Annotated in this window: 15 protein-coding genes and 1 pseudogene; 4 read left to right on the top strand and 12 right to left on the bottom strand. The window is 44.7% G+C overall.

Annotated features, from left to right (window positions below):
* Positions 1–15 precede the first annotated feature (15 nt).
* From ACED25_RS18010 to ACED25_RS18020, 3 genes are read right to left on the bottom strand one after another with little or no spacing between them, the layout of a single operon-like run.
* Positions 16–1,197, bottom strand: coding sequence for an MFS transporter (locus ACED25_RS18010; RefSeq protein WP_009846171.1), 1,182 nt, complete (start codon positions 1,195–1,197; stop codon positions 16–18).
* Positions 1,187–2,362, bottom strand: a complete 1,176-nt coding sequence (locus tag ACED25_RS18015; protein WP_371695815.1) for a phosphotransferase — start codon at positions 2,360–2,362, stop codon at positions 1,187–1,189. The genes ACED25_RS18010 and ACED25_RS18015 overlap by 11 nt, the downstream gene beginning before the upstream one ends.
* Before the next feature lie 10 nt (positions 2,363–2,372).
* Positions 2,373–2,657, bottom strand: a complete 285-nt coding sequence (locus ACED25_RS18020) for a GNAT family N-acetyltransferase (RefSeq protein WP_029223001.1) — start codon at positions 2,655–2,657, stop codon at positions 2,373–2,375.
* Positions 2,658–2,972: 315 nt separating this feature from the next.
* Here ACED25_RS18020 and ACED25_RS18025 point away from each other — a divergent pair, with 315 nt between their 5' ends.
* Entirely contained in the window at positions 2,973–3,719 is a 747-nt protein-coding gene (locus ACED25_RS18025; RefSeq protein WP_009846168.1) for a flagellar brake protein, read from the top strand.
* Between the two features lie 188 nt (positions 3,720–3,907).
* Here the strand turns inward: ACED25_RS18025 and ACED25_RS18030 are convergent, their stop codons facing one another.
* Positions 3,908–6,268, bottom strand: coding sequence for a Lon protease family protein (locus ACED25_RS18030; RefSeq protein WP_371695816.1), 2,361 nt, complete (start codon positions 6,266–6,268; stop codon positions 3,908–3,910).
* Positions 6,269–6,508: 240 nt separating this feature from the next.
* Here ACED25_RS18030 and ACED25_RS18035 point away from each other — a divergent pair, with 240 nt between their 5' ends.
* Complete coding sequence (locus tag ACED25_RS18035; RefSeq protein ID WP_009846166.1) at positions 6,509–7,003, top strand: hypothetical protein; 495 nt, start codon at positions 6,509–6,511, stop codon at positions 7,001–7,003.
* Positions 7,004–7,015: 12 nt separating this feature from the next.
* On the top strand, positions 7,016–8,644 hold the full coding sequence (locus ACED25_RS18040) for an ABC transporter ATP-binding protein (protein WP_371695817.1): 1,629 nt from the start codon (positions 7,016–7,018) through the stop codon (positions 8,642–8,644).
* A 426-nt stretch (positions 8,645–9,070) separates the two neighbouring features.
* On the opposite strand, the gene ACED25_RS18045 is transcribed toward ACED25_RS18040, so the two are convergent.
* From ACED25_RS18045 to ACED25_RS18080, 8 genes are all read right to left on the bottom strand, one after another.
* The gene (locus ACED25_RS18045) at positions 9,071–9,847 is read right to left on the bottom strand and encodes a hypothetical protein (protein WP_371695818.1); all 777 of its coding nucleotides are present in this window, start codon (positions 9,845–9,847) and stop codon (positions 9,071–9,073) included.
* A 1-nt stretch (position 9,848) separates the two neighbouring features.
* Positions 9,849–10,172: a hypothetical protein gene (locus ACED25_RS18050; RefSeq protein WP_371695819.1), complete on the bottom strand. Its 324-nt coding sequence runs from the start codon at positions 10,170–10,172 to the stop codon at positions 9,849–9,851.
* Positions 10,169–17,191: an RHS repeat-associated core domain-containing protein gene (locus tag ACED25_RS18055; RefSeq protein WP_371695820.1), complete on the bottom strand. Its 7,023-nt coding sequence runs from the start codon at positions 17,189–17,191 to the stop codon at positions 10,169–10,171. The genes ACED25_RS18050 and ACED25_RS18055 overlap by 4 nt, the downstream gene beginning before the upstream one ends.
* Positions 17,188–17,721 carry a hypothetical protein gene (locus ACED25_RS18060; RefSeq protein WP_371695821.1) on the bottom strand — a complete coding sequence of 178 codons (534 nt, stop codon included), beginning with the start codon at positions 17,719–17,721 and terminating at the stop codon, positions 17,188–17,190. The genes ACED25_RS18055 and ACED25_RS18060 overlap by 4 nt, the downstream gene beginning before the upstream one ends.
* 23 nt (positions 17,722–17,744) lie before the next feature.
* Entirely contained in the window at positions 17,745–19,250 is a 1,506-nt protein-coding gene (gene lnt / locus ACED25_RS18065; RefSeq protein WP_371695822.1) for an apolipoprotein N-acyltransferase, read from the bottom strand.
* Between the two features lie 575 nt (positions 19,251–19,825).
* On the bottom strand, positions 19,826–20,545 hold the full coding sequence (locus ACED25_RS18070) for a hypothetical protein (RefSeq protein WP_371695823.1): 720 nt from the start codon (positions 20,543–20,545) through the stop codon (positions 19,826–19,828).
* 214 nt (positions 20,546–20,759) lie between these two features.
* Entirely contained in the window at positions 20,760–22,808 is a 2,049-nt protein-coding gene (locus ACED25_RS18075; protein ID WP_371695824.1) for a prolyl oligopeptidase family protein, read from the bottom strand.
* Positions 22,809–22,819: 11 nt separating this feature from the next.
* Positions 22,820–23,737 (bottom strand): LysR family transcriptional regulator, encoded by a 918-nt coding sequence (locus ACED25_RS18080; RefSeq protein ID WP_017081288.1) that lies wholly within the window; start codon positions 23,735–23,737, stop codon positions 22,820–22,822.
* Between the two features lie 130 nt (positions 23,738–23,867).
* Here ACED25_RS18080 and ACED25_RS18085 point away from each other — a divergent pair.
* Positions 23,868–24,845 (top strand): annotated as a pseudogene (locus ACED25_RS18085) (L-lactate permease); the annotation flags it as partial.
* Positions 24,846–24,900 lie beyond the last annotated feature (55 nt).

A 24,900-nucleotide genomic window follows, 5' to 3' on the forward strand; every position in this document is an offset into this window, starting at 1 on the left:
AGTCTTTATCGAGAGTTAGCGCCAGCTAAACATTCGCACTTCATTGCCCTCTTCGGGCTTCTTGGGGATGTTTAAAGACAACGCCAAAGATACCGCCGCCATCGCAGCACCTATGTAGAAAACCGTTGCAGGGGACGATAACCAAATCACCCCAAATACGACTGGAATAACAACCGCTGCAATATGGTTGATGGTGAAAGAGACACCTGCGGTTGATGCCATGTCGGCAGGATCGGCGATTTTCTGGAAGTAGGTTTTGATCGCTAATGCGAGTGCAAAGAACAGATGGTCAACAACATACAGCGCCGCCGCCCATTCCGCGCTTTGTACTAAACCATAACCGACAAACACACCAATCAAACCAACATACTCGAAGATCAGGGCCTTGCGCTCTCCAACCACACCGATAAATCGACCAATACGTTTTGCGAATAAGAAGTTAAACAGGTAATTAATTAAGAACAGTAGCGTTACGTCAGCAGCCGAGTAACCAAACTTCTCTACCATCAGAAAGCCAGCAAATACCGTGAAGATCTGTCTTCTCGCGCCACTCATAAAGGTGAGCGCGTAGTAGAGCCAGTAACGCTTTCTCAGCACCAATTTCTTATTTTGTTGAGTCTTGGTTTGAAACTCAGGAAAACCAAAGGTCATCACCAAAACCAGAATAAATCCAATACCGCCAGTAATGCCGTACACCCAAGCAAAATCGAGCTTCAGCTGTTCTAACATCACCCAGATTGAGCCATAAGTAATTAACGAGGCCAACGCGCCAACAGAGATCATTTTACCCAGCATCTCAGGGGCCTCTTCTTTACTCAGCCATTGGAGTGACAAAGACTGCTTGAGCGTTTCAAAATAGTGAAAACCCGTCGACATCAAAATGGTGGTCAGCAGTAGGCCAGTGAGTGAAGGAAACAAACCGGTAATCGCCGTACCGACAGTGAGCATCGCTAGCGATATCAACATGAAGCGTTGCTCGCGAATGAACGCCAACACAAACACCACGGTAAAGGCCAAAAAGCCAGGGATCTCACGAACACTTTGCAATAAACCAATATCCGCACCATCAAAATTCGCTTTCTCAATAACGAAGTTATTAAGCAGCGCCATCCAGCTCGAAAACGCGATAGGGACAACAATTGAAATCAGTAATAAGAAGTTTTGCGGCGTTTTCCAGCTCGCGGTTTTATCGAACATTGACGGACTCCTGTTCGTCTAATTGGTTAAGCACTCGTAAGGTTAGTTGCTCGGTATACGGGTTGATCTTCCAATGATCAGGGCTCCAACCTTTAACAAAACGTTGAAAATCAGCCCATGCCACGTAAAACATTGGTCGCCATGCGGCTTCAACATCATCGAACGAAAGGTGTGGTTGATAGTGCATGAGTGCCGCTTTCAAGTATCGAAAGTAAGCCTCCAAGATCTCTGATTCAAGCTCTGCACAGTCTTGCGGCCTCACAGCACTACTCATGAACAAGGCCACATCTTTCATCGCACAACCACGCCCAACGTATTGGAAATCAACGGCAGCAGCGCGCTCACTGTCTAAATCAAAGCAGAAGTTGGCGAGCTTGGCGTCACCATGTACCAAGGTTTGATATGGGCACGTCCTTAATAGATTATCAATGTGCTGCGCTTGGCTCTTAAGCGATAAATCAGCCAATGCGTTTAACTCGTCAGGCCGCGTGTCTAAATGCCAATATGTGCCGACTTGCCACAATGAAGCTGAATGTTCTTGATCTACATTGATGTGCTTTGCGTGAAAGTTAGCGAGCCATTTAAGGCAAGCATCGCGTTGGTTTTGCTCTTCTAGTGTGTAACCAGACGCCAGATCAGACTGAGTATCTTGGATTGCTGAATCATCAAAAGCAGCAAGCACATCAAACTGAGAAGTTAACGGAAAACCGATTTCGGCCAAGTCTTGCATCACAATCAGCCACTCGTGCTCTTGTAACTCACATTGCAGCCCTACAGGTACAGGGCAACGCTCATCCCACTGTTGGGTAAACGACTGATACCACGCGGTCTCAACTTGGTAAGAGTGCACCTTTCGTTGATGAGAAAGTTTGGTATTCCAACCCTTTGGGTGTTCTGCTTTATCTGGCAATGCGACATGTTTAACAATCACACTGTTGAATGAAGAACGCCTGTCTTCAGAAAAAACCAAACGAACTAATTCACCATACCCGCCCCATAGGCTTTGAATTACCTGGACATCAAACCCTTGATGACAACCCAGTGAGGCCGCTATTTTTTGATAAAGCTCATTTTGATAAAACTTTTGTTGATAAAGCTCTGGCTGATTTTGACTTGAATTCGCTATCGGTTGAGCGATATTTTTTGACGATATTGATTGAGACATATACTCGTTACTATGCTTTATCGGATAAAAGGTGTGCCCACTGTGGCTGCCTATTCATATAGTGAATCACATAGCTACAAATCGGTACAATTTTAAAACCTGCTTGTTCAATTTCAGTCAGTACCGACTCCATCATCACCTTACCGAAGCCCTTACCTTGAAGCTCATCAGGAATACGTGTCGATGTGATATGTAGTACATCTCCATCCTTTTGATACTTAACAACCGCGAACTGGTTGGGTGCTAGCTCAACTGTGATCTGGTTCGCATCTTGATCCCATTTTGTTGCCTGCATTCTCAACTCCTGAAAATAATTGATACGACAAACAATAAAAATTTGAAGTATTCATTCCTTGTAATAGACTAACTCAAGCTTATACAAATAGAACTAAGTACTTACAAACAAAGTAAATAACTCTGTGCCATCGGCTTAATAACGAATCAATAAAGATAAAGGCACTCTATAAATCTATGTGAGTACATCTACCTAGTCTATGTAATTGCACTTAATTTATGTAATTGCACCTGCTAAATCTAGCACGTATTTGCCCCTTAATAGCAAGTTACCAATATAACAAACAGACGCATGTTGGCGCATGGAGAACATATAATGAACGCACCACTGAAGAAGCCTTTGGAGCATAATCAGGCACTTCAAGATCCTCGTAACCGCACCGTTTCTACATTAAATAGCACCGATGCACTGGCTATGATAGAGCACGGCAGTGAACTGACATTAAATGTATCGACTCCAGTTGGTACTAAGTTTCTCGCCACCACCAAATTTATCGGTACACACAGTGATAACTGCATTGTGGTTGAGGTTCCCGACGTATCCAACGATGATCTGAGCTTTTTCTTTCAAGAAGGTTTTTGGATGACAGCTCGTGCGTACTCTCTGCGAGGAGAAGGCGCTCTTATCCACTTTAAAAGCCAAATTCACCATAGGATTGGAGATCCCTTCCCTATACTTGTGCTTTCAACACCAAGCTCGATGCAAGTAACCCAACTGCGTAAAGAGACACGCTACGAGGTGAACTTAGCTTCCAGAATCATCTTCAACGATCAACGAGCAAACTGTGAGATTAGAGACTTATCGAAAAGTGGTTGTCGTTTTGTTACCTCACCGACTTCTCGTGCGATTCAAATTGCCGATCGAGTCTCTATTGAAGTTACACCTGAGAACTACAATGGCCCACTTATACCGCCATTGAAAGGCATCATCTGTAATCTCCAAAAATCAACGCACTACGCTCGATACGGGGTAGAATTTGATGATATTGGCCGCTCTAATGCCAAGCACTTATTGGCGAAGCTGAAGTTCGATGGCACCAAGCTCTGTTTGCGAAATAGGTAAAGTCATTTAGCACATTACATTCACCGAATACCGTAAGCAGACCAGATACAGACGACTCAATAGCGAGCAAAGTCGCAATCAAAAAAAGCCATCGATTTTTATGTCGATGGCTTTTTAGTTTTGGCTATTTATCTATCTTTTCAACCGCTTATCTAGCTAATAAGCTAGTTGGGTCTATAGATATTAGACTATTTACGCAGTGCGTTCAGTTTAGCTTGAGCGATACCAAAGATAGTATCGATGGGGTAACTCCCCTCATCACTCGCCTCACCGGCGGCTTTGCCTGTAAACAGCTCAATCGCTTCGGTCACATGGTCGATAGCCCAAATATTAAACTCGCCCTTTTCAACCGCTTTTACGATGTCATTACGCAACATCAGGTTGTGAACATTTGAACGTGGGATGATCACCCCTTGCTCATTTGAACGTCCTTTGATTTCGCACACATCAAAGAAGCCTTCAATTTTCTCATTCACACCACCAATAGGCTGAGACTCACCGAACTGGTTCATCGAGCCGGTAATCGCGATGTCTTGACGGTTCGGCTGCTTAGAGAATGCAGACACCACCGCACAAAACTCGGCCATACTCGCGCTATCACCATCGACGCCACCATACGATTGTTCGAAGGTGATATTGGTCGTAAGCGGTACTTTCGCTGTCTTACCAAATACCGAAGAAAGGTAAGCCGATAAGATCATCACCCCTTTCGAGTGAATACTCCCGCCTAGATCTACGTTTCTTTCGATATCAATCACTTCACCGTCACCATAAGCCGTGGTTGCCGTGATTCGGTTCGGTGCGCCAAACATATGATCGGTTGTGCTGAGTACAGACAACGCATTGACCTGCCCAACCGCCTGACCATCCACATGAATCAGTGTTGTACCGTTGGTGAAGGTTTCCATTACGCTGTCTTGCAGTCGCCCGACACGCATCTGTTGGTTCGATAGCGCCTGGTCGACATGCGTAGCACGAATCAGGTTCGACTTCGCTCCTTTCGCCACGTAGTTTGATTCACGAAGCAGGTTGGCAATGTGTGCCGAGTGCAGCGACAACTTACTTTGGTCACCCGCCTGACGAGAACTGTGCTCAATGATCCGAGCAATCGCTTTGCGATCACAATGCAGCATGTTGTTGTCGTGCACGATGCTTGAAATGAAGCGTGCGTAATGCATTTCAGAATCCGCAGTACGCTTCATCTCATCTTCAAAATCGGCCGTCACACGGAACAATTCACCAAACTCCGCATCGTAATGTTGCAGTAGTTGATAAGTTCGATAATCACCAAACAGGATGATCTTAACGTCCAATGGAATAGGCTCAGGATCAAGTGATACCGCCCCCGTTAACGTGACCTCTTTTTCTAATGACGTGAAGCTCAATTGACGCGAACGCAGCGCGCGCTTCAAGCCTTCCCATACATAAGGTTGTTCAAGTACTTTGACCGCATCCATCAGCAAGACGCCGCCATTGGCTCTATGTAAGCTACCTGCGCGGATCAAAGAGAAGTCTGTAAATACGGTGCCTTTGAACGTTGCCGTTTCGACATAGCCAAACAGAGAGTGATAATTCGGATTCTCTTCCACCACGATCGGCAGAGTCTCCTCCTTCTGGCTCACAATCACGTTCACCTTGTAGCGACGTGGCATTTTCTTGTCCAAAGAGGCGGTTGCAACTTCTGCTTGCTCTGTACTCTCTTCTAAGAAAATATCTGCGTTGTCGACAATGTCTTTACGCAGTGCTGTCAGGTACTTTTTAATATCAGGATATTGGCTGTAATCTTGCTTCAACTGCTTGATGAAGTGGGTAATAACATCTCGCGCCGTATCATCATTCAACTTTTGAACTTTCTCTGTGTACGTCTCTTCAAGCTCGGTCAGTTCACGAGAAATGGTCCGCAGCCCGACTTCCAATCCATCAATGGTTTTATCGAATTGATCTTGCTCTTCTGACGTGAGTAAGTCGAAGCTCTCTTCGGTATGAAGATCATCGCCATTCATCGCGACAAATTGGTAGTCACCCTGAGTCGTGATCGTCAGGTTGATGCCCTTATCTTTTGCTTCTTGACTGATCGCTTCTAACGCCGCTTGTTGCTTAGCGGCCAACTGATTTTTTAATCGGTCAGCGCGGTTAAAGTACATCTCGTTATCGAATGCGAGTGGCATTGCTTTAAGAAGCTTCCGCATCAGCTTTTCAATATCTTGCTTCAAACTGCTGCCAACACCACGAGGTAATTTCAGCACCTTAGGTGTACGAATGTCTTCAAAATTCGCGATATAGCACCAATCAAAAAGCTCCTGTACTTCTTGAGGGTGTCGGTTTAGGTAGCGCAAGATCATGGTGCGTTTACCAAGACCGTTTCGACCTATCGCATAAATGTTGTAACCCTTTTCCTTGATTGACATCGCGAACTCAACGGCCTTTTGTGCGCGTTCTTGCCCGACGATTTCGTCAATTGGAGCCAGTTCTTTGGTCGACTTACATGGTAGCTTATCGAGTTCCGCTACCTTATACAGCTGTTCTGTATTGAGTCTTTGCATCGCCATCGCCGCCTCCTTAGTCCTTCATTACTTGGGTGTAGATAAAATCAGTGTAGATGTAATTACCTATAAATTTAGTGACTTACGCTGCACAGCTGTTCAACTGAACAAATAACACACAATTTTCCCCGTTTTTAGCAATAACGAGAGATTTAATTCACCAACTTAGCATGTGAATGATTTTAATTTGCAATTGATAATAAATATCATTAACATTTTAGGATATTTAAAATTAAGGATGTGGACATGGAAATTGAACGCTGCTGGATGCACTACCTAAAAGCTGAACAGTTAATGGAACAAGGTCATTGGCCCGAAGCACAGCGCCTCTATAATGATGTTCTCACCTCTCTTCCTCATCACATCCAAAACGCGGCATACCAAAGTGACATCAAACCCTGCCAGTTTGCTTGCTTAATTTCAGGCCTTAGAGACGCCAGTGTCGCTCAATCAGAGATTCTCAATCGTTTAGGGCAACAGCAACAAGCCTTCGACACCTTGAACCAATCTTATGCATTGATGCAATTTATCTCTCTTGAAGGTACAGAGTTGATTCAACGTACCTTTAGGTTATTGGAAAAGCAGAGCGAAGATTTACTCAATCACCTGATCGCATTTTGCAGTGCTCAGCGCAGCTCACATTGGATGCTCGAGCTAGAACAAATTCAACGCGCTCATCACCATTTTGGGCAACTTAAAACCACTTCAGAAGTTCAATCTTCACCTAATGTCTTAAATTGATAAGGATATATCATGTCGGACCGGGCCATTCTTAAAGTTAATAATCTCTCCGTTAAATTCATAACCAATGATGGAATCATTGATGCGGTAAAAAAGATTAACTTTACTCTTAATTCTAGTGAAACCTTGGCCATTGTTGGCGAATCGGGTTCAGGTAAATCTGTTTCTTCCAACGCTTTAATGCGTTTGCTTCCTGACAACGCCATTATTGATGCTCAATCGGAAATCGAATTTGAAGGTCAGTCGATACTCAAAAAGACTGAACGAGAGATGCAGTCAATTCGTGGTGACAGGATCGGAATGATCTTTCAAGAACCAATGACCTCTCTAAACCCATATCTACGCGTGGGCACACAAGTGGCTGAAGCCATTATGTGTCATCGTAATGTATCGAAATCTCAAGCGAAGCAGCGTGTACTTGAGCTTTTCAACCTTGTGCATCTGCCAATGCCAGAACAGGCATACGACAAATACCCACATGAGTTTTCAGGCGGCCAGTTGCAACGCATCATGATCGCAATGGCTCTGATCAATGAACCAGACATTCTGATTGCAGACGAACCGACTACGGCTTTAGATGTAACGGTTCAGGCTGAAGTGCTTTCTCTTATCAAAGAAATTCAAAGCAAGATGGGCATGGCGATTTTGTTCATTACCCATGATCTCGGTGTAGTGAAACACTTTGCCGACCGAGTACTCGTGATGTGTAAAGGGGAATTGGTCGAAGAAGGACTCACTCAAGAGCTATTCGACAATCCTAAGCACGATTACACACGCATGCTGATCAACTCAATTCCGAAAGGCGCGAAGGTTCCTGTAGATACATCGGCGCCAGAGCTACTGTGTGCCGATGATATCCGTGTTCAATTCTTGGTGAAATCCCACTTCATTAAGAGTAAGAGTCAATATTTCGAAGCTGTAAAAGGCATCTCATTGACCCTAAAACAAGGTGAAACGTTAGGCATTGTTGGTGAATCTGGATCAGGTAAATCAACACTAGGACGCGCACTGATCGGCTTACTGCCAAGTACCGGACGTATTGTTTACAAAGGCCAAGATGTGAGTTTGTTAACCGATAAAGAACGTCACAAGCTCAAGAAAGATGTTCAGATGGTATTCCAAGACCCTTATGGTTCTTTATCACCACGCATGACCGTTGGGGAAATCATCACTGAAGGTTTAACGGTGCATCAACCTCATCTATCCAAGCAAGAACGTTTAGAAAGAGCGCGCAAAGCATTGATTGAAGTTCGCTTAGAGCCGAATTCAATCAACCGTTATCCGCATGAGTTCTCTGGCGGACAAAGACAACGTATCGCGATTGCTCGCGCGTTGATTCTTGAGCCGTCTTTCATCCTATTGGATGAACCGACTTCAGCACTCGATCGCTCTGTACAACTGACGGTGATTGACCTGCTAAAAGACATTCAAGCCAAGCACAATATCGGCTTCCTATTCATCAGCCACGACCTTTCGGTAGTCAAAGCCTTATCGGATCGTGTATTGGTGATGCAGAAAGGTGAAGTGATGGAAGAAGGGTCTGCAGAAGAGATTTTCAATGCACCGAAAAATGACTACACCAAGAAATTAATCGCAGCGTCATTCGACTTAGAAAATAAATCGAAAAAAAATGCCGCGTAAAGGGAACTAATCAAGATTAACAGCGTCTTATAAGTACATTCTGAATAATCTCCTAATGGATTGAAATCTAGAATGGATATAGCAAAACTGGTTTGGCCGCCAAAAGAAAAATGTCGCATGGATGCGGCATTTTTCGTTTCTGGCGTATATGAAAAATCAACTCAATGATTCGAGCCAGTGATTATGAAGGTTTTCTAAAATTGACGGACATTAAACAGGGTTAGCTGATAGTCGGGTCACTGCAGCAGAGCGCTAACTCGTTTTTGGACAATTATGATTTAGAGTATTAGCTTCAAGGCCAGACTAGCACGGGAATAAATCAAACCTTGGGGTGAGTTTTTATTCAAACAATAACGCCTCTCTCCTGTTAAATCATTCAACAAAGAGAAAGGCGTTAAATTACTAGACAGGTTCTCTATAACAAGACTAAAGCTCTATTTTGATCTTTCTTTTTTGAACAACATCAAGAGTTAATTGTCCATTGGTTTGAGGTGGTAACGAGTCCTTGCTCGCTATAATATCCATCTCAAATATACAGCTATCAAAACCTTGAGTTAACTGTGCTTGCGTTTGACCAAACACTTCACTCAAGCTCTTATTGTAAGAGCCTGAATTAAGTAGATGCTCACCAGCGTTAATATCTGGTGACACAGTTCTGATATTGGTCTCAATACTATTTTTACAAGTTAGCGTTTCCACTAGGTAAGAGTATGTATGGTCTGCCTCAGGAGCCCATGATACATCTATCACTTCGCCTGCAAAGCTTGTCGTTAATGTAAAGGGTAACGGTAGTTCATTCACGGCCAGTGAACTTTGAACAACATCCCCTCTCAATAACTTTACAATGTACTCTGAGGCGCTTGCTGAAACATCCCCACCATAATAGTAAACACCTCCTTCCACCGATGTTTCAGCTAACGAGAAGTTTAGGCTATCAACTTCAGCAACTAGCTGGTCACCGCCATTAATTGCAACATAGTTAAATGAACTATCTTGAACATATCCCTCGATTTCAGCCTCGGATGGGCTTGTTACCGATAATGCAAAGAACACCCGTAAATCAGACGCTGCATAATCACTACTGTAACGAGTGACAGTATCCACTGAGTTTGCAGAGGAAGAGCTACCGCCGCCGCTTCCTCCACCGCAACCTACAAGTAACGCTAATATTGACGCGTAATATAATTTCTTAAGATGACCCATTTTAAGACTCCATAATTCTGATCCCCACCCAAGATAACCACCACATAGCGATACTTGATGGTATAGCGACCAAAGAAGGTGAAATAAACCAGCCAAGAAGGAATGTTGTAACCAAAATTCCACCTAAACGATACCGGTAGAGCATGTTGTTTTTTACTAGGTAAATTATATGTTTTTGTAATAAGCCAGAGGCCAATAACAGCGAAATTAGTAACAGATAAACTTCCAATCGTTCAATGTACAAAATCAAAAAAGAAATAGATAAAATACTCATCGTTTGATAAGTGACTTTTTGATACCTAGCTTTTATTTTAACTTTTGTCATTTTGACTCTCCATAATTCTCTGCTGCCTCTGAAAATAGAAACCCGCTAACCTTGCCATAAGCATCAAAAATGATAAGTGTGGGTAATTCATATTGGACAGGTAAAGCCTCTATTGCATATTTTGGTAAAATCGCACCTGAAATAGCATTATTTGAGAAACCAGCTCCATCAGCCAGGTTAGCTTCATTTAGCTCAATATCCATCAATAAGACCGTTCCTGAAGCCGCTAAAGAGGTAGAACCAAAAACAGTTGCGCAAGGTATATTGCCACTAATCAAACAAACAGTTGCTACTTTGTCACTCGTCGAAGCTATATTCGAGACTCCATTTCGAACATCTTTAAAAGTGGTTGGCCCAGATCGTCTATTCATTTCTTTCATACGTGCAATATCGTTATAAAGATAAATAGTAATCACACTCATAGCAGAGCGCATCACTGCATCTCGGCTATTCGCTCCACTGGCCGCCGCTGCAATGCCCGACACAATCACCATACCTCCGGCTTCCTGAATCGTCAGCGTTTTATCACCGTCATGAACAATGCCACCGCCAAGCTTACCAATGACACCACTGATAAAGCCTTGCTTGAAGCTGCCACCTTGCAGCTCATGGAAGCCGCCTTGCACCACACCATGAGCGACGGGCAGAGCGGCGCCAAACGGACTTGTGCCACCCGCAGCACCATGAGCTACCCCATAGGTGACACCTGCAGACAGCCCTCCTAACACGCCAGCTTGCATCGAGTCACCAAAGTCACCTGTCGTGATATAAGTCGTAGAAAATGACACGGTTGCTCCGCTAGCAGCCGCTTGCGCGACGGGTTGTAATCCCGCATACAACCCGGAGGCGGCGTACCCCATCGCGATAGCGCCAACCACCATCCCTGCCATTTGTATAGCCGGGTTTTCAAAGGTTTGACTCACCACAAAAAAGGCCATGGCCGCGGCCCACCACACCCAATGCCCCGTCGGGTCCGTATATTTTAACGGGTTGTTATAAACGTACGCGTAACGGTTGTAACTTTGGCTAAAGCTTGGTTCTGGTACGAACGTATCCGCACTCAAGAATCGACCAATGGCTGGGTCGTAAAGTCGAGCGTTCATGTTGATAAGACCGCTGCTGTTACCGACATTTTCATGCCCAGTGAAACCGCGCATCTCAGCGTTGGTAAACATAGGTGTGTCTTGTAACTCTGCCGACGCTAAAAGCTCACCAAACGGCGTATAACCACGTTCTATTTGCACTTGCCCATTCGGGTCGGTGATTAAATCTGCCGTCCCTAACGCATCTCTATGGAAGTAAGCGGTTCGGTCAATTTGCTTTTCACTACCAATTAACGTTTTCACGTGCTCAGCGACCGCCTGACTGTCTGCCATAAATCGGTGGCGCATCGCTGTTACAACCTTACCGTCCGCGTTGGTCGACACCTCTAACTGGTACTCAGGGCTGATGTAGTAGGTTGTGACCCCATCAGACGTCTGTTTTACACGCTCTCGCTCACTACCATACTCATACTGAGCAACCGCGCCATTGTCATTAATGTGCTTGGCCTTGTTAAACGAGTTCCAAGCGATGGTTCTTCCGCGACCTGAAACCATATTGCCGTTGGCATCATACGTGTAATCGCCAACCAATTGCCCGTTGGCATTAACATTAAACTGGCCTTGTCCGGTTTTATACGTCAAGTTTCCATACACATCATAACGGTAATCGCGTTCGACCTGAGCAACGCTGCGGTTATCGCTGTAGTGCCATTGTGTTAAACGATCAAAATCATCGTACTGGTAGTACTCTTGTTGATTTCGGACAGCACTGACTTTGCGCAGAACGTTACCACGCTCATCGTAAGTATAATGAATGTCTCGAAGGTAGTTATCTCCCATTCCCGTCGTTATGCGTTGAACCGTTCCGCGAGAGCGGTCAATATCACGCCTTGTCAACATTCCATTACCAAAGATTTCCCCACCAATTCGTCCAAAGTTATCACGACTGGTCGCTACCCAGACAATTTCCGCCGTATCATCGTCTAGACGTTGGTCCATTATCTCTTGAAGCTCTGCCTCCGCAACCACCAAATCATCGAGTTCATCGGTTAAGTTAGACAGTAAATCGGTTTCTTGTCTGGCTAACGCGGCATTTTGCTGAGCTTGCACAATCAATTCATTCGCGCGACGCTCTGCATTATCAGAGGCGGCTTGATAGTGGTTAGCCTGACTCTGCTTTTGGTTTGCCTGAGCACGCTGACGATTCGCAATCGCTTGATAGTGGTTTGCCCATTGATTATAAACTTGCGTTAAGTTAATACTGGCTTGAGCACCATTGAAGCAAAACTTATTGCCTTTCCACGTCGTACAGCGGTGAGTTTGAACCATCCATAATGGTACTTTAGCGGTAAAATACTCTTTCTTTTTACAATTTCCTTTCCAATCTTTCTTAGTACATCGGTCATATTTGTAATACGCGTAGCCATTTTGTGTTTTGTAGTTACTGAACACTCGATTACCAAAAGCTCGCCAGTAATATTGTGCGCTACGACGATAACTCGCGGCGCGGTTAGCATTAATATTGGCACTTCTAAATATCGAACTCGCGCTGGCACTGAGTTTGTTGGCGGTATGTTGGTAACTATTACTTTTGGCAAACAACTGCGCTGCCGCTTGACGTAAACGCTCAGACTCTTCGATATAAAATTGCGCACTTTTCTCAAGCTCATAAGCCTGCATCTCGAGTTCAACAATGCGCTCTGAGGTGGCTTTTAACGCTTCCTCAATTTGCAGGTATTGGCTATCCCAAATATCAGAATAAGGGATACTCATTCGCTTAAGCAGACCATTCACATCGTAATCTTTATCTAAATTCATCCCCGACGGGAAGGTAACCCTACTGAGACGACCTTCTTCATTGTACTCGTAGTAGGTCGTGTACTCTGAGCCATCAATGGATAGGGTCATCGATTGAGTGCGCCCCAACGCATCGTACGTATAGCGACGCTGGCTACTGTCACTGCTGGAGGCATCCAGTCCGCCTTTCAACGATTGATCATATTGCCATTGATTGATTTCATCTGGGCGAGTTTCATTAATTTTACGACCGAGTGCATCATAAGTGAATGTGGTGCGCTGTCCTTTCGCATCCTGTTGCCAAACCAGCTCCCCCCACGCGTTGTGACCATACGTCCAAGTGCCCATCGCAGGGTCAATCATCTTAGTTTTATAACCGAGCTGGTCATAACTCAGCTCCGTTATCAGTCCATTGGTATCGGTTTGGGTGAGGTTACCGACTGCATCATAGGTATAGCGTAGGGTTGACTGACCATTTTCTACGATTTGGACCGTTTGTCCCAAACCATTGGTTTGCTCAACCTTCTCAAATGTACCGGGGCCCGTTATTGTTGCGGTTAAACCTTGATAGCGAGTGGTCGCAACAAGGTCACCGACATCTTCCGTTGGTTGAGTTTGAGCTATAGGTCGACCTAGCGCGTCATAAGTGGTTTGTAACCAGTACGTCGCATCCCCTGCAAAGTACCCCTCAAAATAAGGCACGGTTTCCCCAACGAGCAGGCCTTTTGCGTCGTAAGCCTTATCAACCATCACGGTTTTGCCATCACCGTTCAATTGCTTGGTGCGCACTTCACGCCCCAACTTGTCAAAATACGTGGTCGATAAACCGCCCTGAGAGGTTTGTGTGGTCACCATGAAGATGCTGCGGTCACCCAACGTCAATCCGTGTTGGTCTAAACCGGCATCCGCGCCATCGCTCCATTCATAGACTTGTTCAACCCAATTACCATCGGGCAAGATTTTCTTAATTTCTCGACAGTAATCGTCATAAGCAAAACGGGTCGTCAACCCATTAGCATCGGTGACGGTGTCGGGCAATCCACACGAGTTGTTATAAGTGGTCGTGACAAAGTGACCAAGGGTGTTGGTATGCTTCGTCACTCGACCTAAAGCATCGTACAGGGTCGTCGATTGACGTGTTTCACCACTGCCTGTCGTACGCTCTAAGGTGCGAAATCCGCTGGCATTGTAGTCAAATTGCGTCGTTAACGAGAGTGCATGCCCAGGCTCGACGGTTTGCTTAACCAAAGCCCCGGTATTTGCATCATAAGAAAAGGTCGTATTTCTCGTTTGAGAATCGTGACCATTGGATTTGGTCACAGATACATCACGAGGTTTGCCGATTAACCAACGCTGCGTATCATGCTGATAGCGTGTGCTCGTTTTTTCAACAAATCGTTCACCATTACCATCCTCGACCGTTCGTGTGATGGTATCGGGGAAATTAAGCGCATCGTAACCTTGATATTGCGTAACCGTATGGGTCAAAAGGTTTCCTGATGTATCCCACGCCGATTGACGGCTTTCAATCATTTGTGGCCAAGACTGCCCAGCAATAGGAGACGTCACCTCTCTATAATCAAATTCGCTTTGTGAAATCTTTTGGTTATTGATTCGCGTTTGCGTGCGCTCAACATAAGGTGTCCAATCACTGCGGTACCCGGTCACGGTCGATGTAAGGGTATGACTCGCTAAATCTTTGTTTTGTATTTCCCCAAACCCGAGCAGGCCCTTATCAGGGTGAGCGTGATACCCTCTATAAAAGTACTCAGTACGGTTAATGCCGCCAATACCATTACTGCGCTTAAGCGCCTTGACCACTTTAAAGTTTGGCTCAAGCGCAATGAGTCCTGAAGGCGCTTGCGCCCCTTGGAACACCGAGGCATTTCCTGTTAATCCATACTCAAACTCACTTTTCACACCTAACCCTGACGTGACCGATTTAAGTAAAGCCAGCGGTTCAAACTCATAAGAGAGGCATGTCAATCCATCGATAGAGCGATAACAATCACCGATTAAACCATCGCCATTGGCGTCGACGCCTTTTTTAAACGGTCCGTAAACGTTATTCACAGCCATAGAGTAAATCGTGGTTTTAATACCAAAGAATTTTTGAATCTTATTCCCAGAAAACGACATCTTGTCTTTAAGCAAATCCAGGTCAGCGTTTAACGTGGCTAACACGGTCGGCGAATTAAAATGTTTACCGTCGCCATAAGCACAATAAACGCGCTCCCCAGCGATGTAACACAAGTCAGACAATCCATCGCTGTTTCGGTCAGACAGCATGATGGACGCTTCAACCTGTGACACGTTATTCTCATTACCGGTATCGATTCTAAAATGGTCTTGTCCGAGCGTTAACCATGTTTTAGCGGCATCAAAGCCTTGCCCTGTATTCTGGTGGCAAACAAGATCGTTTCCTTGTCGGTAACACAGCTCAGCCAACCCATCACCGGTGACATCAACAAGGTTCATGGTACGTTGCAATTGCTCAACCACCTTGACGTCTTGCTCGTGGGTATTATTATTCGGTGATTGTGAGACGGTATTTTTTAACCCAATCGGCAATTGACTTGCCCATCGTTGAGCTGCTTGAAAAGAGAGTGTACTGCTGCCGGATTTTTGACCCAAAGAGCAATAAAAATGGCCATCAAGCTTCACGCCACATAAATCAGCAAAACCATCTTGGTTAATATCAATAAATTGGCTTTGTGGTAGGTTCACAGGATCGAAATCAACACTTCCAGCACCAAAGGATATTGACTGATACGTTTTCTCTAACGGGTAACCTTGGTCCATTAAGACATAATCAGCGCTAAGTCCTCGCCCTGTATTGTTGGCGCAAACCACTCGGTTGGATTCAACTCGGCAAACATCCGCCAAACCATCGTTATTCGCATCCAGCAGCCTTACTGCATCATCAATGGTGTAGTTTCGGCTCCAGTAGCGCCCTGAATCAAACGAGCGTCCTTGGTTATTTAACGCGCAGAAAAAACCGGTTTCATTAAATGCACACAAGTCTTGAAAGCTGTCTTCATTAATATCAAGTAAGCTCAACGACGCGTAGTTTTGAGCCCCCTCCCATGCGCTGCCTTGAAAGTCGTGACTCCACTTCGTCGCGAAGGCGTAGTTCCCTTGCCCTTGGTTAATTCCGCAATAAAGCCCATCGTCAAGGTAACACATGTCACTGAGACCATCTCGGTTGATATCACCCGCAACAAACCCTTTAAATTCATCGAGAGAATACAGTGTTTTTTGCTCAGGCTCTCCCTCTGCATATGGGTTACTTTCCCATTCAAAAGTGTGCGCAGGCATGCAATCGCCACCAGAGCCGCACACTCGCAAACTCTCCATTCGACTGAATTCAATGCCTTGAGAATTGACTTCACCGTATGCAAATTCAATGCGGCGAAGCCCATGGCCATCGCGGTTAATTTGAATATGGTCGAGCTTTTGTCCCAGTGTCTGCTTGTGGCCAAAACGATAGGCAGTAAGCACGTCAGGGCGGTTCGTATAGTTAAAAGCAAGGTTCACGTCGGCATATTGAATATTATCGAGGTAGCGCTGACCTTGGTGAGTGCGATAGCGAAAGTCGATACCATTTTCAAATCGGTCGGATTGTCTCGAGATGAACCACTCAAGGCCATGACCATCAATGGTTAATTGAGCATCCTCTCTTGAGCCATAACGTGTCACGTACCCATCAGACGAATAAATCGTCCAGCTTTCTGGTCCAGAAGATAATTGACCGTTTGCGACAATCTTGGTCTGCCATCCCCCTTTCGTTCGATATTCACTCCCCCCTTGGCCTTCGCTACCAGACACTAAAAAGAGACGTTGACCGTCTAAGCAATACACATCGGTATCATCAAATCGCATCCCACTATTGATGCCATCGTCTTGTTCGTTACGACTACAGCGAGTAATGCTCGACAACCCGTTTAAGGTCATTCCAAGCCCTAACGGACCATTGGCGGAGCCTTGCTGATATTGAACTGATAACGCGGGAACTAAGTCGTTGACGCCACTAGGCAGTTGCAAATCAACCTGATACCCAGACTTGCCTTGAGAAACCAACGCGCGTCCACTGAGTTCACCAACCGAAGCGGCAACCGTCGGCAATGAGACGCCAACCAACATAAGTAATGAAGCGCCTGTTTTCATGATATTCATCATAACGATTCCTTATTGTTGCCGAGGTTATTGAATCTTTTTTCAATATCAATCAGGTCAGTTTCCACGTCGACCACTTGTTGTTTAATGGCTTGTATCTTGGGTGAGGCGGCGTCTGGGGTTAAAAGCGTAGGGTCATAATTCAACACAATCCCTTCACTCTCTAGCTCAGACAAAATGACACTGGCCCTTGCCAGAACCAACTCTGGAGACTCCTCCATTGATTGCGCTTCGGCCGTGTCTTGGTCTAATCTTACTTTTTCATCCGCAATGTCTTGATTGAGCGTCTTTAGCTCTGACAACATTTCAGCTTCAATGCGTTCACTTTGAGATTCAAATGTTTGCTGTGAAGCCACTTTTTGGTCACCCATCTCGCTAGCCGAGTGAGATTTTGAGCTCTGCTCTGAGTCTACTGGGGGCGTCGAATAACCGATGCGTTGAGTTTGAATTGAATTATCGTAATTGAGAGCAATGACGCCTACTCCGAGCGTAAGGGTAATAAGCACCCCAATCGTTAGCCAACGATATACCATGACGTATCCTTGTATTATTCGTATTATTGCGCTCTAAATAGGCGCTTCTGAGTGAGAGAGTTTGTGTTAATGGGATGCCTTCGATTGGCAAGGTGAATGAGTAGAAGTACGCCACCAGAAAGCCACAATAGCCACAGGTGTCCGTACTGCGTGTAAAGCGTTTGGCGATCATTCAAAGGCACCAATACATCCATAACCTGCGTTGCTTGGCTTTCCACCTGGCGAAGAACTGCCCCATCAGGACCAATTAAACTGGTTTTTCCTTGATTGGTTGCATAGACGACCGACTTGCCGACTTCGGCCGCCCTGACCTGACTAAGTTTCAATAAGAATTGTTTCACCCAAGGGGTATGAGTCCATTCAACATCACTTAATAAAAGGGCGACGTTGCCAGCGTGCAATTTGGAAGTAAAAACATCGGAATAGAGCGCTTCATAGCACACCGCCAACACCGTTCGAAGTGAGCCAAACTCATGCTCCGGAATCGAGTTAGAGAGCACCTGAATATCGCCGCCTCGAGAAAGTGTCACTTGCTCAACCCAGTCGATGAACCAAGCGGGTCGATATTCACCAAAAGGAACTAATCGTTGTTTAAAGTAAATAGGTGAGGGTTGGTCACTTCGGTAAATCACATTCTGTAAATATTGACCGTTTCTAGCTTGCCCGCCCCAAACCACCACAACACCCTTCTGTTTCAGCTTGTCTAAACTGTCCTTCACGAATGGCTGTATCTCTTCATAAGGCAAGGACATAGAGGATTCTGGCCACACAACGATATCAGCCTTAGGGGCTTTTAGAGACAGAGAGACATAACGTTGAATACGCTCAATAACATCGTTCTTAGAGAGTTTATGTGGACCCGTGAAGTTGCCATGTAAAATACGAACAGAAGTGTTCGATTGACTTTGCTCAGGGAGTTGGGGGAATAAGAGCGCCTGATTTACCACCCCAAAACTCATCAACATAATGACTAATAGGGGCAAAGACTTAAGACGACTTGATTTATTGCATATCAGCCAAGCAAACGAACTGGCCAGTAGGTAAACAAGGAAGCTACCACCCAATGCACCAATAACACTTAACCAACCGGAAAAGCCAACATCTAGTAACAAGAGCCCTGGATGTAACCAAGCAAAAGAAAAGACGATGTGTTCTCTTAATATATCAAGAGACACCAAAACAAAAGGAAGTGCTATAAGCGTGCGAGAAGCTGTCAGGGTTGCTAAAAGCCAAGGAATAATGAGAAAACTGGATGATAGAAGTACGACCAACAAAGGCCAAAGTCCCCATCTAATCCAACTCGCATCCCCATACTCTTGAGCCAAATAACCATTTATCCAAAATAAGCTAGTCGTGTAATAAGCAACACCAAACAAAAACCAAAGTGCACTTTTAGAACGAACGGTTTTTAAGTTCACATGAACGAAAAATGCCAACACAAAGGCCACCACCGAGACACCAACTCCGAAAGAATCGACCCGATAAGATACGGCACTCACAACACCAGCAATTATCCCTAACCACCACATAAATCAACTCAACCAATATAATAACCAAAACCAATAAGTGAAATTAGTAACATATTCACAATGCATTTTATAAAGCATAATTTAAGTAAAATATATAATTGGGATAACTGTCATGCCACCCAGATTAATCAGTAATTTATTGATAACTGGTTAGTAATTTCATCAATTCAATAAAGTCGTGGCTTCTAAAGTTAACAAGGTGGGAATGTTAATTAAATGTACGATAATATGAATGAGTAAAGACTCTATATCGCTGGGCACATGTGAACACATGAAACCTAATTTGTAGAGTGAAAATTTACCCATTCAAAAAGTGAATAAAAATGCAATAAATTTCAAGGTTGGAGGTTGAATTTTCTATCGATTTATTCGTCAACGAAAATGATAATGGGGCAAAGGTGATTTAACTTACATGCCCCGCATTACTTGAAATGGTGAAAAATCAATCAATCCTTATTGTAAATTATCAGAACTAGCTGAACATAAAGGCTGAGAACAAATCCGAATTTTTCGATAAGTAGTGATTGAGTTAGCTTTGAAGATTTTAAAAACGCCCAGTTAAAGGCGTTGTAAAATTAATCGTAAAGTTCAAAGCCTAGATCATCAATAATTGACAACGTCACCGGTCCCAAGTCATCACCATTAGCCATTAACTCTTTAGGCATTGGCGGAATAGTTCGGCCTTTAGAATCCTTACCGCGTTTGTCGTCAGTCCCATTGATGTAATCGTATAAATGACCGCCGTCGGAAAATGGCAAGCATTCATAATCTCTATTATAAGCTTCATTATAGGCAGTAACTGCTTTGCTGGTTTCCATACAAAAACCTTTACCGGCAATCTCTTTTGAATCTTCTATAAACACATCACTTGAAGTTCCAACGCCGAGAATATGAGCAAATTCATGCAAAATAGTTGGCTTATAGCTTCTTGGGTCAAAATCAGGTTCATGGAGATCTGAGCTAATCCAGATAATACCTAATGAGGGGATACTGTCTTCATACTTTTCGACTGCCGCTAAGCCGTACTCTTCCACATCATCTGACACAATGATTTCAATGTTAATTGTGTGCTGATCTTTTCCATCAACCTTTTTGATTATACCTAGCCATTTGCTAGCGGCTTCAATGTAACGTTGTTTGTCATACTTAAAGTCCAAATCAAAGTTAAGGACAAAAGTTAAGTGATCATTTGATATTATTTCTTGGGAATAGTATTCAGGGTAAAACTCAGAATCCTGACTGTAACTAACTGACGATAAAAAAGAAAGAATGAGAGCTAAAGTTAATTTTTTCATTCGAAATCCTATAATAAAGCCGTCTCGGATGACGGCTAAGTAGTGACGTTAAACTTGGTTGGATATTACAGTATTTATCGCTTTAATAACGTAAGCATACGTAACACCTTAATATCGGTGCACTACAAAATTCAGTGCAAGGTCTATTTTTCCCACAAATAAAAAATGCCACATGAAATATGTGACATTTTTATTATCTCACAGCTAATTTAGATCACAATTCAACACCCATATTGAACAGGGTAAATGCGTAGATATCAGCAGTGAGATCGATCGCTTTACTCAACGGCATTCCAGCACCATGGCCCGCATTAACATCGATACGAATCATCACGGGCGCACCGCCTTCATGCTTATCTTGCAGCTCTGAGATGAACTTATAAGAGTGAGCAGGTACCACGCGGTCATCGTGATCGGCAGTCGTCACCAGAGTTGCTGGATAATCCGTGCCACGCACCACATTATGAACCGGAGAATAACCAAGCAGATATTCGAACATCTCTTTGTTTTGCGCGGATGTGCCATAGTCGTACGCCCAACCTTCGCCAGACGTGAATGTGTGGTAACGCAACATGTCCAACACCCCAACCGCAGGCAGAGCCACTTGGAACAGCTCTGGCCTTTGTGTCATACAAGCGCCTACCAGCAAGCCTCCGTTAGAACCGCCGCGAATCGCCAACTTATCGCTACTGGTATAGTTTTCTTCAATTAAGAACTCGGCAGCAGCAATGAAGTCATCAAATACGTTTTGCTTCTGTTGTTGTGTACCCGCTTTGTGCCACGCCTTACCATACTCGCCACCGCCACGCAGGTTTGGCACCGCATATACGCCACCCAGTTCTAGCCAACTGCCAACAGTACCCGAGAAAGAAGGCGTTAGGCTAACGTTAAAGCCACCATAGGCGTACAACATGGTTGGGTTATTGCCATCTAACACTAATCCCTTCTTATAAGAGATAAGCATCGGAACCTGAGTTCCATCCTTCGAGGTATAGAAGACTTGTTTAGACTCAAATTGATCCGACTCAAACGGAGACTCAGAGCGTTGGTAGATTTTAGAGCTTCCAGATTCAACATCAAAAGAGAAAATTGTTGGCGGCGTAACGTAGTTGGTAAAGGTGTAATAAAGCTGAGATTGCTCGTTTTTTCCACCTAAGCCACTGGCCGTTCCCAGCCCAGGCAAATGAATGTCACGAACTAGGTTACCTTGGTAATCCAACTGCTCAACCTTAGACACCACATCCACCATGTAGTGAGCAAACAAGTAGCCACCACCCGTGCTGATATCCAATGGCTGTGGCTTTTCAGGGATGATTTCGAGCCATTTCCCATCGTGAGTATCAAAGCTCACCACCTTGCCATTAGGCGCATCAAGATTTGTGTATAGAATGAAGGTCTCATCTTGGTTATCAATGAGATAAGTGTCGCTATCCACATGATCAATCAACGTATTCAGCTTTTGTTCTGGTGAATTTAAATCGATATAGAACAGTCTGTTACCCGATGTCGACTCTCGCCCTAGAATAATCAAGTAACGGTCGTCTTCGGTGGTGTAACCCGACACATAGCGGTGCTGCTCAGCGTTGCTCTCACCAAAGATTACCTTGTCGCTAGCTTGCTCTGTACCCAACTCATGGAAGTAAAGTTTGTGTTGCTCGGTACGTGCCGAAAGCTGGCTGCCGTCTGGCTTGTCATAGCTAGAGTAATAAAAGCCGCGATTACCCAACCAAGAAATACCGGTAAATTTAGCGTCTGTGATTTCCGTTTCGAGCTGCTGCTTAGTCTCGGTATCAATCACGAAGATCTTGCGCCAGTCACTGCCGCCCTCAGAAATGCTGTACGCCACCAAGCTGTAGTCTTTAGAAAACGACACCGACCCCAGTGATGTAGTGCCATCTTCCGAGAAGGTGTTCGGATCTAGGAAAACTTCTTCTTGTTGCCCTTCTTTGTGACGATAGAGAATGCTGTGATTCTGCAGGCCGTCGTTCTTATAGAAATAGGTGTACTCACCTCGAACAAACGGCTGCGAGCTCTTTTTGTAGTCTTGCGCTTTCGCTAATCGCTCTCGCAGTTCTGCGCGATACGGGATTTGAGCGAGGTAATCAAACGTCACTTCATTCTGGCTTGCCACCCACTGCGCGGTTTCGTCACTTCTGTCGTCTTCTAACCAGCGATATGGGTCTTCGACTATCTGACCAAAATAGTCATCGCTGACGATCTGTTTGTTGGTGACTGGATATTGATACTCTTTTAAATAGCTCATCGTGATCCTTGTTAAAAATAGTGTGAAATCGTCAGGTAACGCGTTCTGATGTGTTCAATCAATAACTTAATCTTGTTCGGTGGCTGACGAGTGAACGGGTACACCGCATAAATACCCAGCTTTTTACCGACTAAATCAGGGAAGATATCCACCAGCTGGCCGTTGCGAATATCGTGATACACCAGACAACGTGGCACGTACGCCACACCATGACCGCCCAAAGCGGCTTTTCGTAATGCCGTCGCATTATCGGTAGAAAAAGAGCCCGAGACGCGCACTATGTATTTATCATTATCAGTAAAGCCATCTTTACTATGCAGAAATTGCCACTCACTGGCACCCGTTGTTTGATAAGCGTATTGCAGACAATTGTGCTCAACCAAATCCTTGGGCTGCATCGGCTTACCATTCTTGGCGATATAAGACGGAGAAGCACATACCACCCATTGAGAGTCCAATATATGACGGGCAATTAAGCTGGAGTCTTCCAAGTAGCCGGTTCGAATCACTAAGTCGAGGCCATCATCAACCAGATCCACAAAGCGATTGTTCAGAGACATATCGACCGTTAAACCTGGGTGCATATTACAAAACTCGGCAACAGCGTCTGCGAGAATCAAATCTCCGGAGATAGTAGGCACTGACATTTTGATATGACCACTAACATTTTCACCAAAGCCTGAAACTGCATCCATAGCCTCTTGAGCCGCCTGCTTCACATTTTTAGCTCCGTGTAACATTGCCTTACCCGCCTCGGTAAGCGTCAATTTACGCGTGGTTCGATATAATAGCTGCACGCCAATTTCTTCTTCCAAACGCGCAATTCTCTTACTAACTACCGAATTTGTAAGGTTATTTTGCTCTGCCACCTTACTAAAACTGCCCAACTCTACTACCTGTGAAAACAGGATCAAATCGTCTGCTCGCATTTGATTATGCCAATTTTGGAATTAATTATTTTCATTATTTCCCTATATCAATAAAAAATAAAGGGGTAAATTCACGCCAAATTAACAAAACAATTACAAAACAGCTTTTGCAATCACATCGGTTACAAATAAAGCGATGCCAGTGGCATTTGCATTAACCGTTGCTATCGCCCTATTCGCATGGGATATGTCTAGCACTCGCGTGCTGGCTTCGGTATTCCAAGGCTTCGGCATTACCGTGTCGGTTCTCTGGATTGTGTTTGGCGCCATCTTCTTATTAAACACTTTGAAACACACCGGAGCTATCACCACCATCCGCAACGGATTTACTGACATATCAGCAGACCGTCGTGTACAAGCGATCATCATTGCTTGGTGTTTTGGTTCATTCATTGAAGGGGCATCTGGCTTCGGCACACCCGCTGCAATCGCCGCTCCGTTATTGGTTGCAATTGGCTTCCCAGCGTTAGCCGCGGTACTGATGGGCATGATGATTCAATCTACACCAGTATCGTTCGGCGCAGTTGGTACTCCTATCATTGTTGGCGTAAACAAAGGTTTGGATACGCATAACATTGGTGAAAGCCTGATTGCCAATGGTTCAACATGGGATGCTTACCTACAACAGATCACATCAAGTGTTGCAATCATCCACGCCTGCGTTGGTGTGATGATTCCTGTATTGATGGCGATGATGCTGACTCGCTTCTTCGGTAAGAACAAAAGCTGGACTGAAGGTCTTGATATCCTGCCGTTCGCACTGTTCGCCGGTGCTGCTTTCACCATTCCTTACGCACTAACGGGTGTTTTCCTCGGTGCTGAGTTCCCATCACTGATTGGTGGTTTGGTTGGCCTTGCGATTGTTGTAACAGCAGCAAAACGCGGCTTCCTAGTACCTAAATCAAAATGGGACTTTGAAAGCGAGGACAAGTGGCCAGCAGAATGGCTAGGTTCTTTGAAAATCGATCTAGATGACACTCATTCAAACAGTAAGCAAGGTCATAAGAAAATGAGCATGGCGATGGCATGGGCACCTTACGTGCTGCTCGCTGTCACTCTAGTTGCTAGCCGTGTTAGCCCTGAGTTCAAAGGCCTGCTTAAGAGCGTTTAATGCCGTTCGGATAAGCATTATTGCTTGAACCTGAACGGATATTTGGCTGGGA

It is taken from the genome of Vibrio sp. 1F263 (genome assembly GCF_041439035.1).
In the GTDB taxonomy this organism is placed as follows: domain Bacteria; phylum Pseudomonadota; class Gammaproteobacteria; order Enterobacterales; family Vibrionaceae; genus Vibrio; species Vibrio tasmaniensis_A.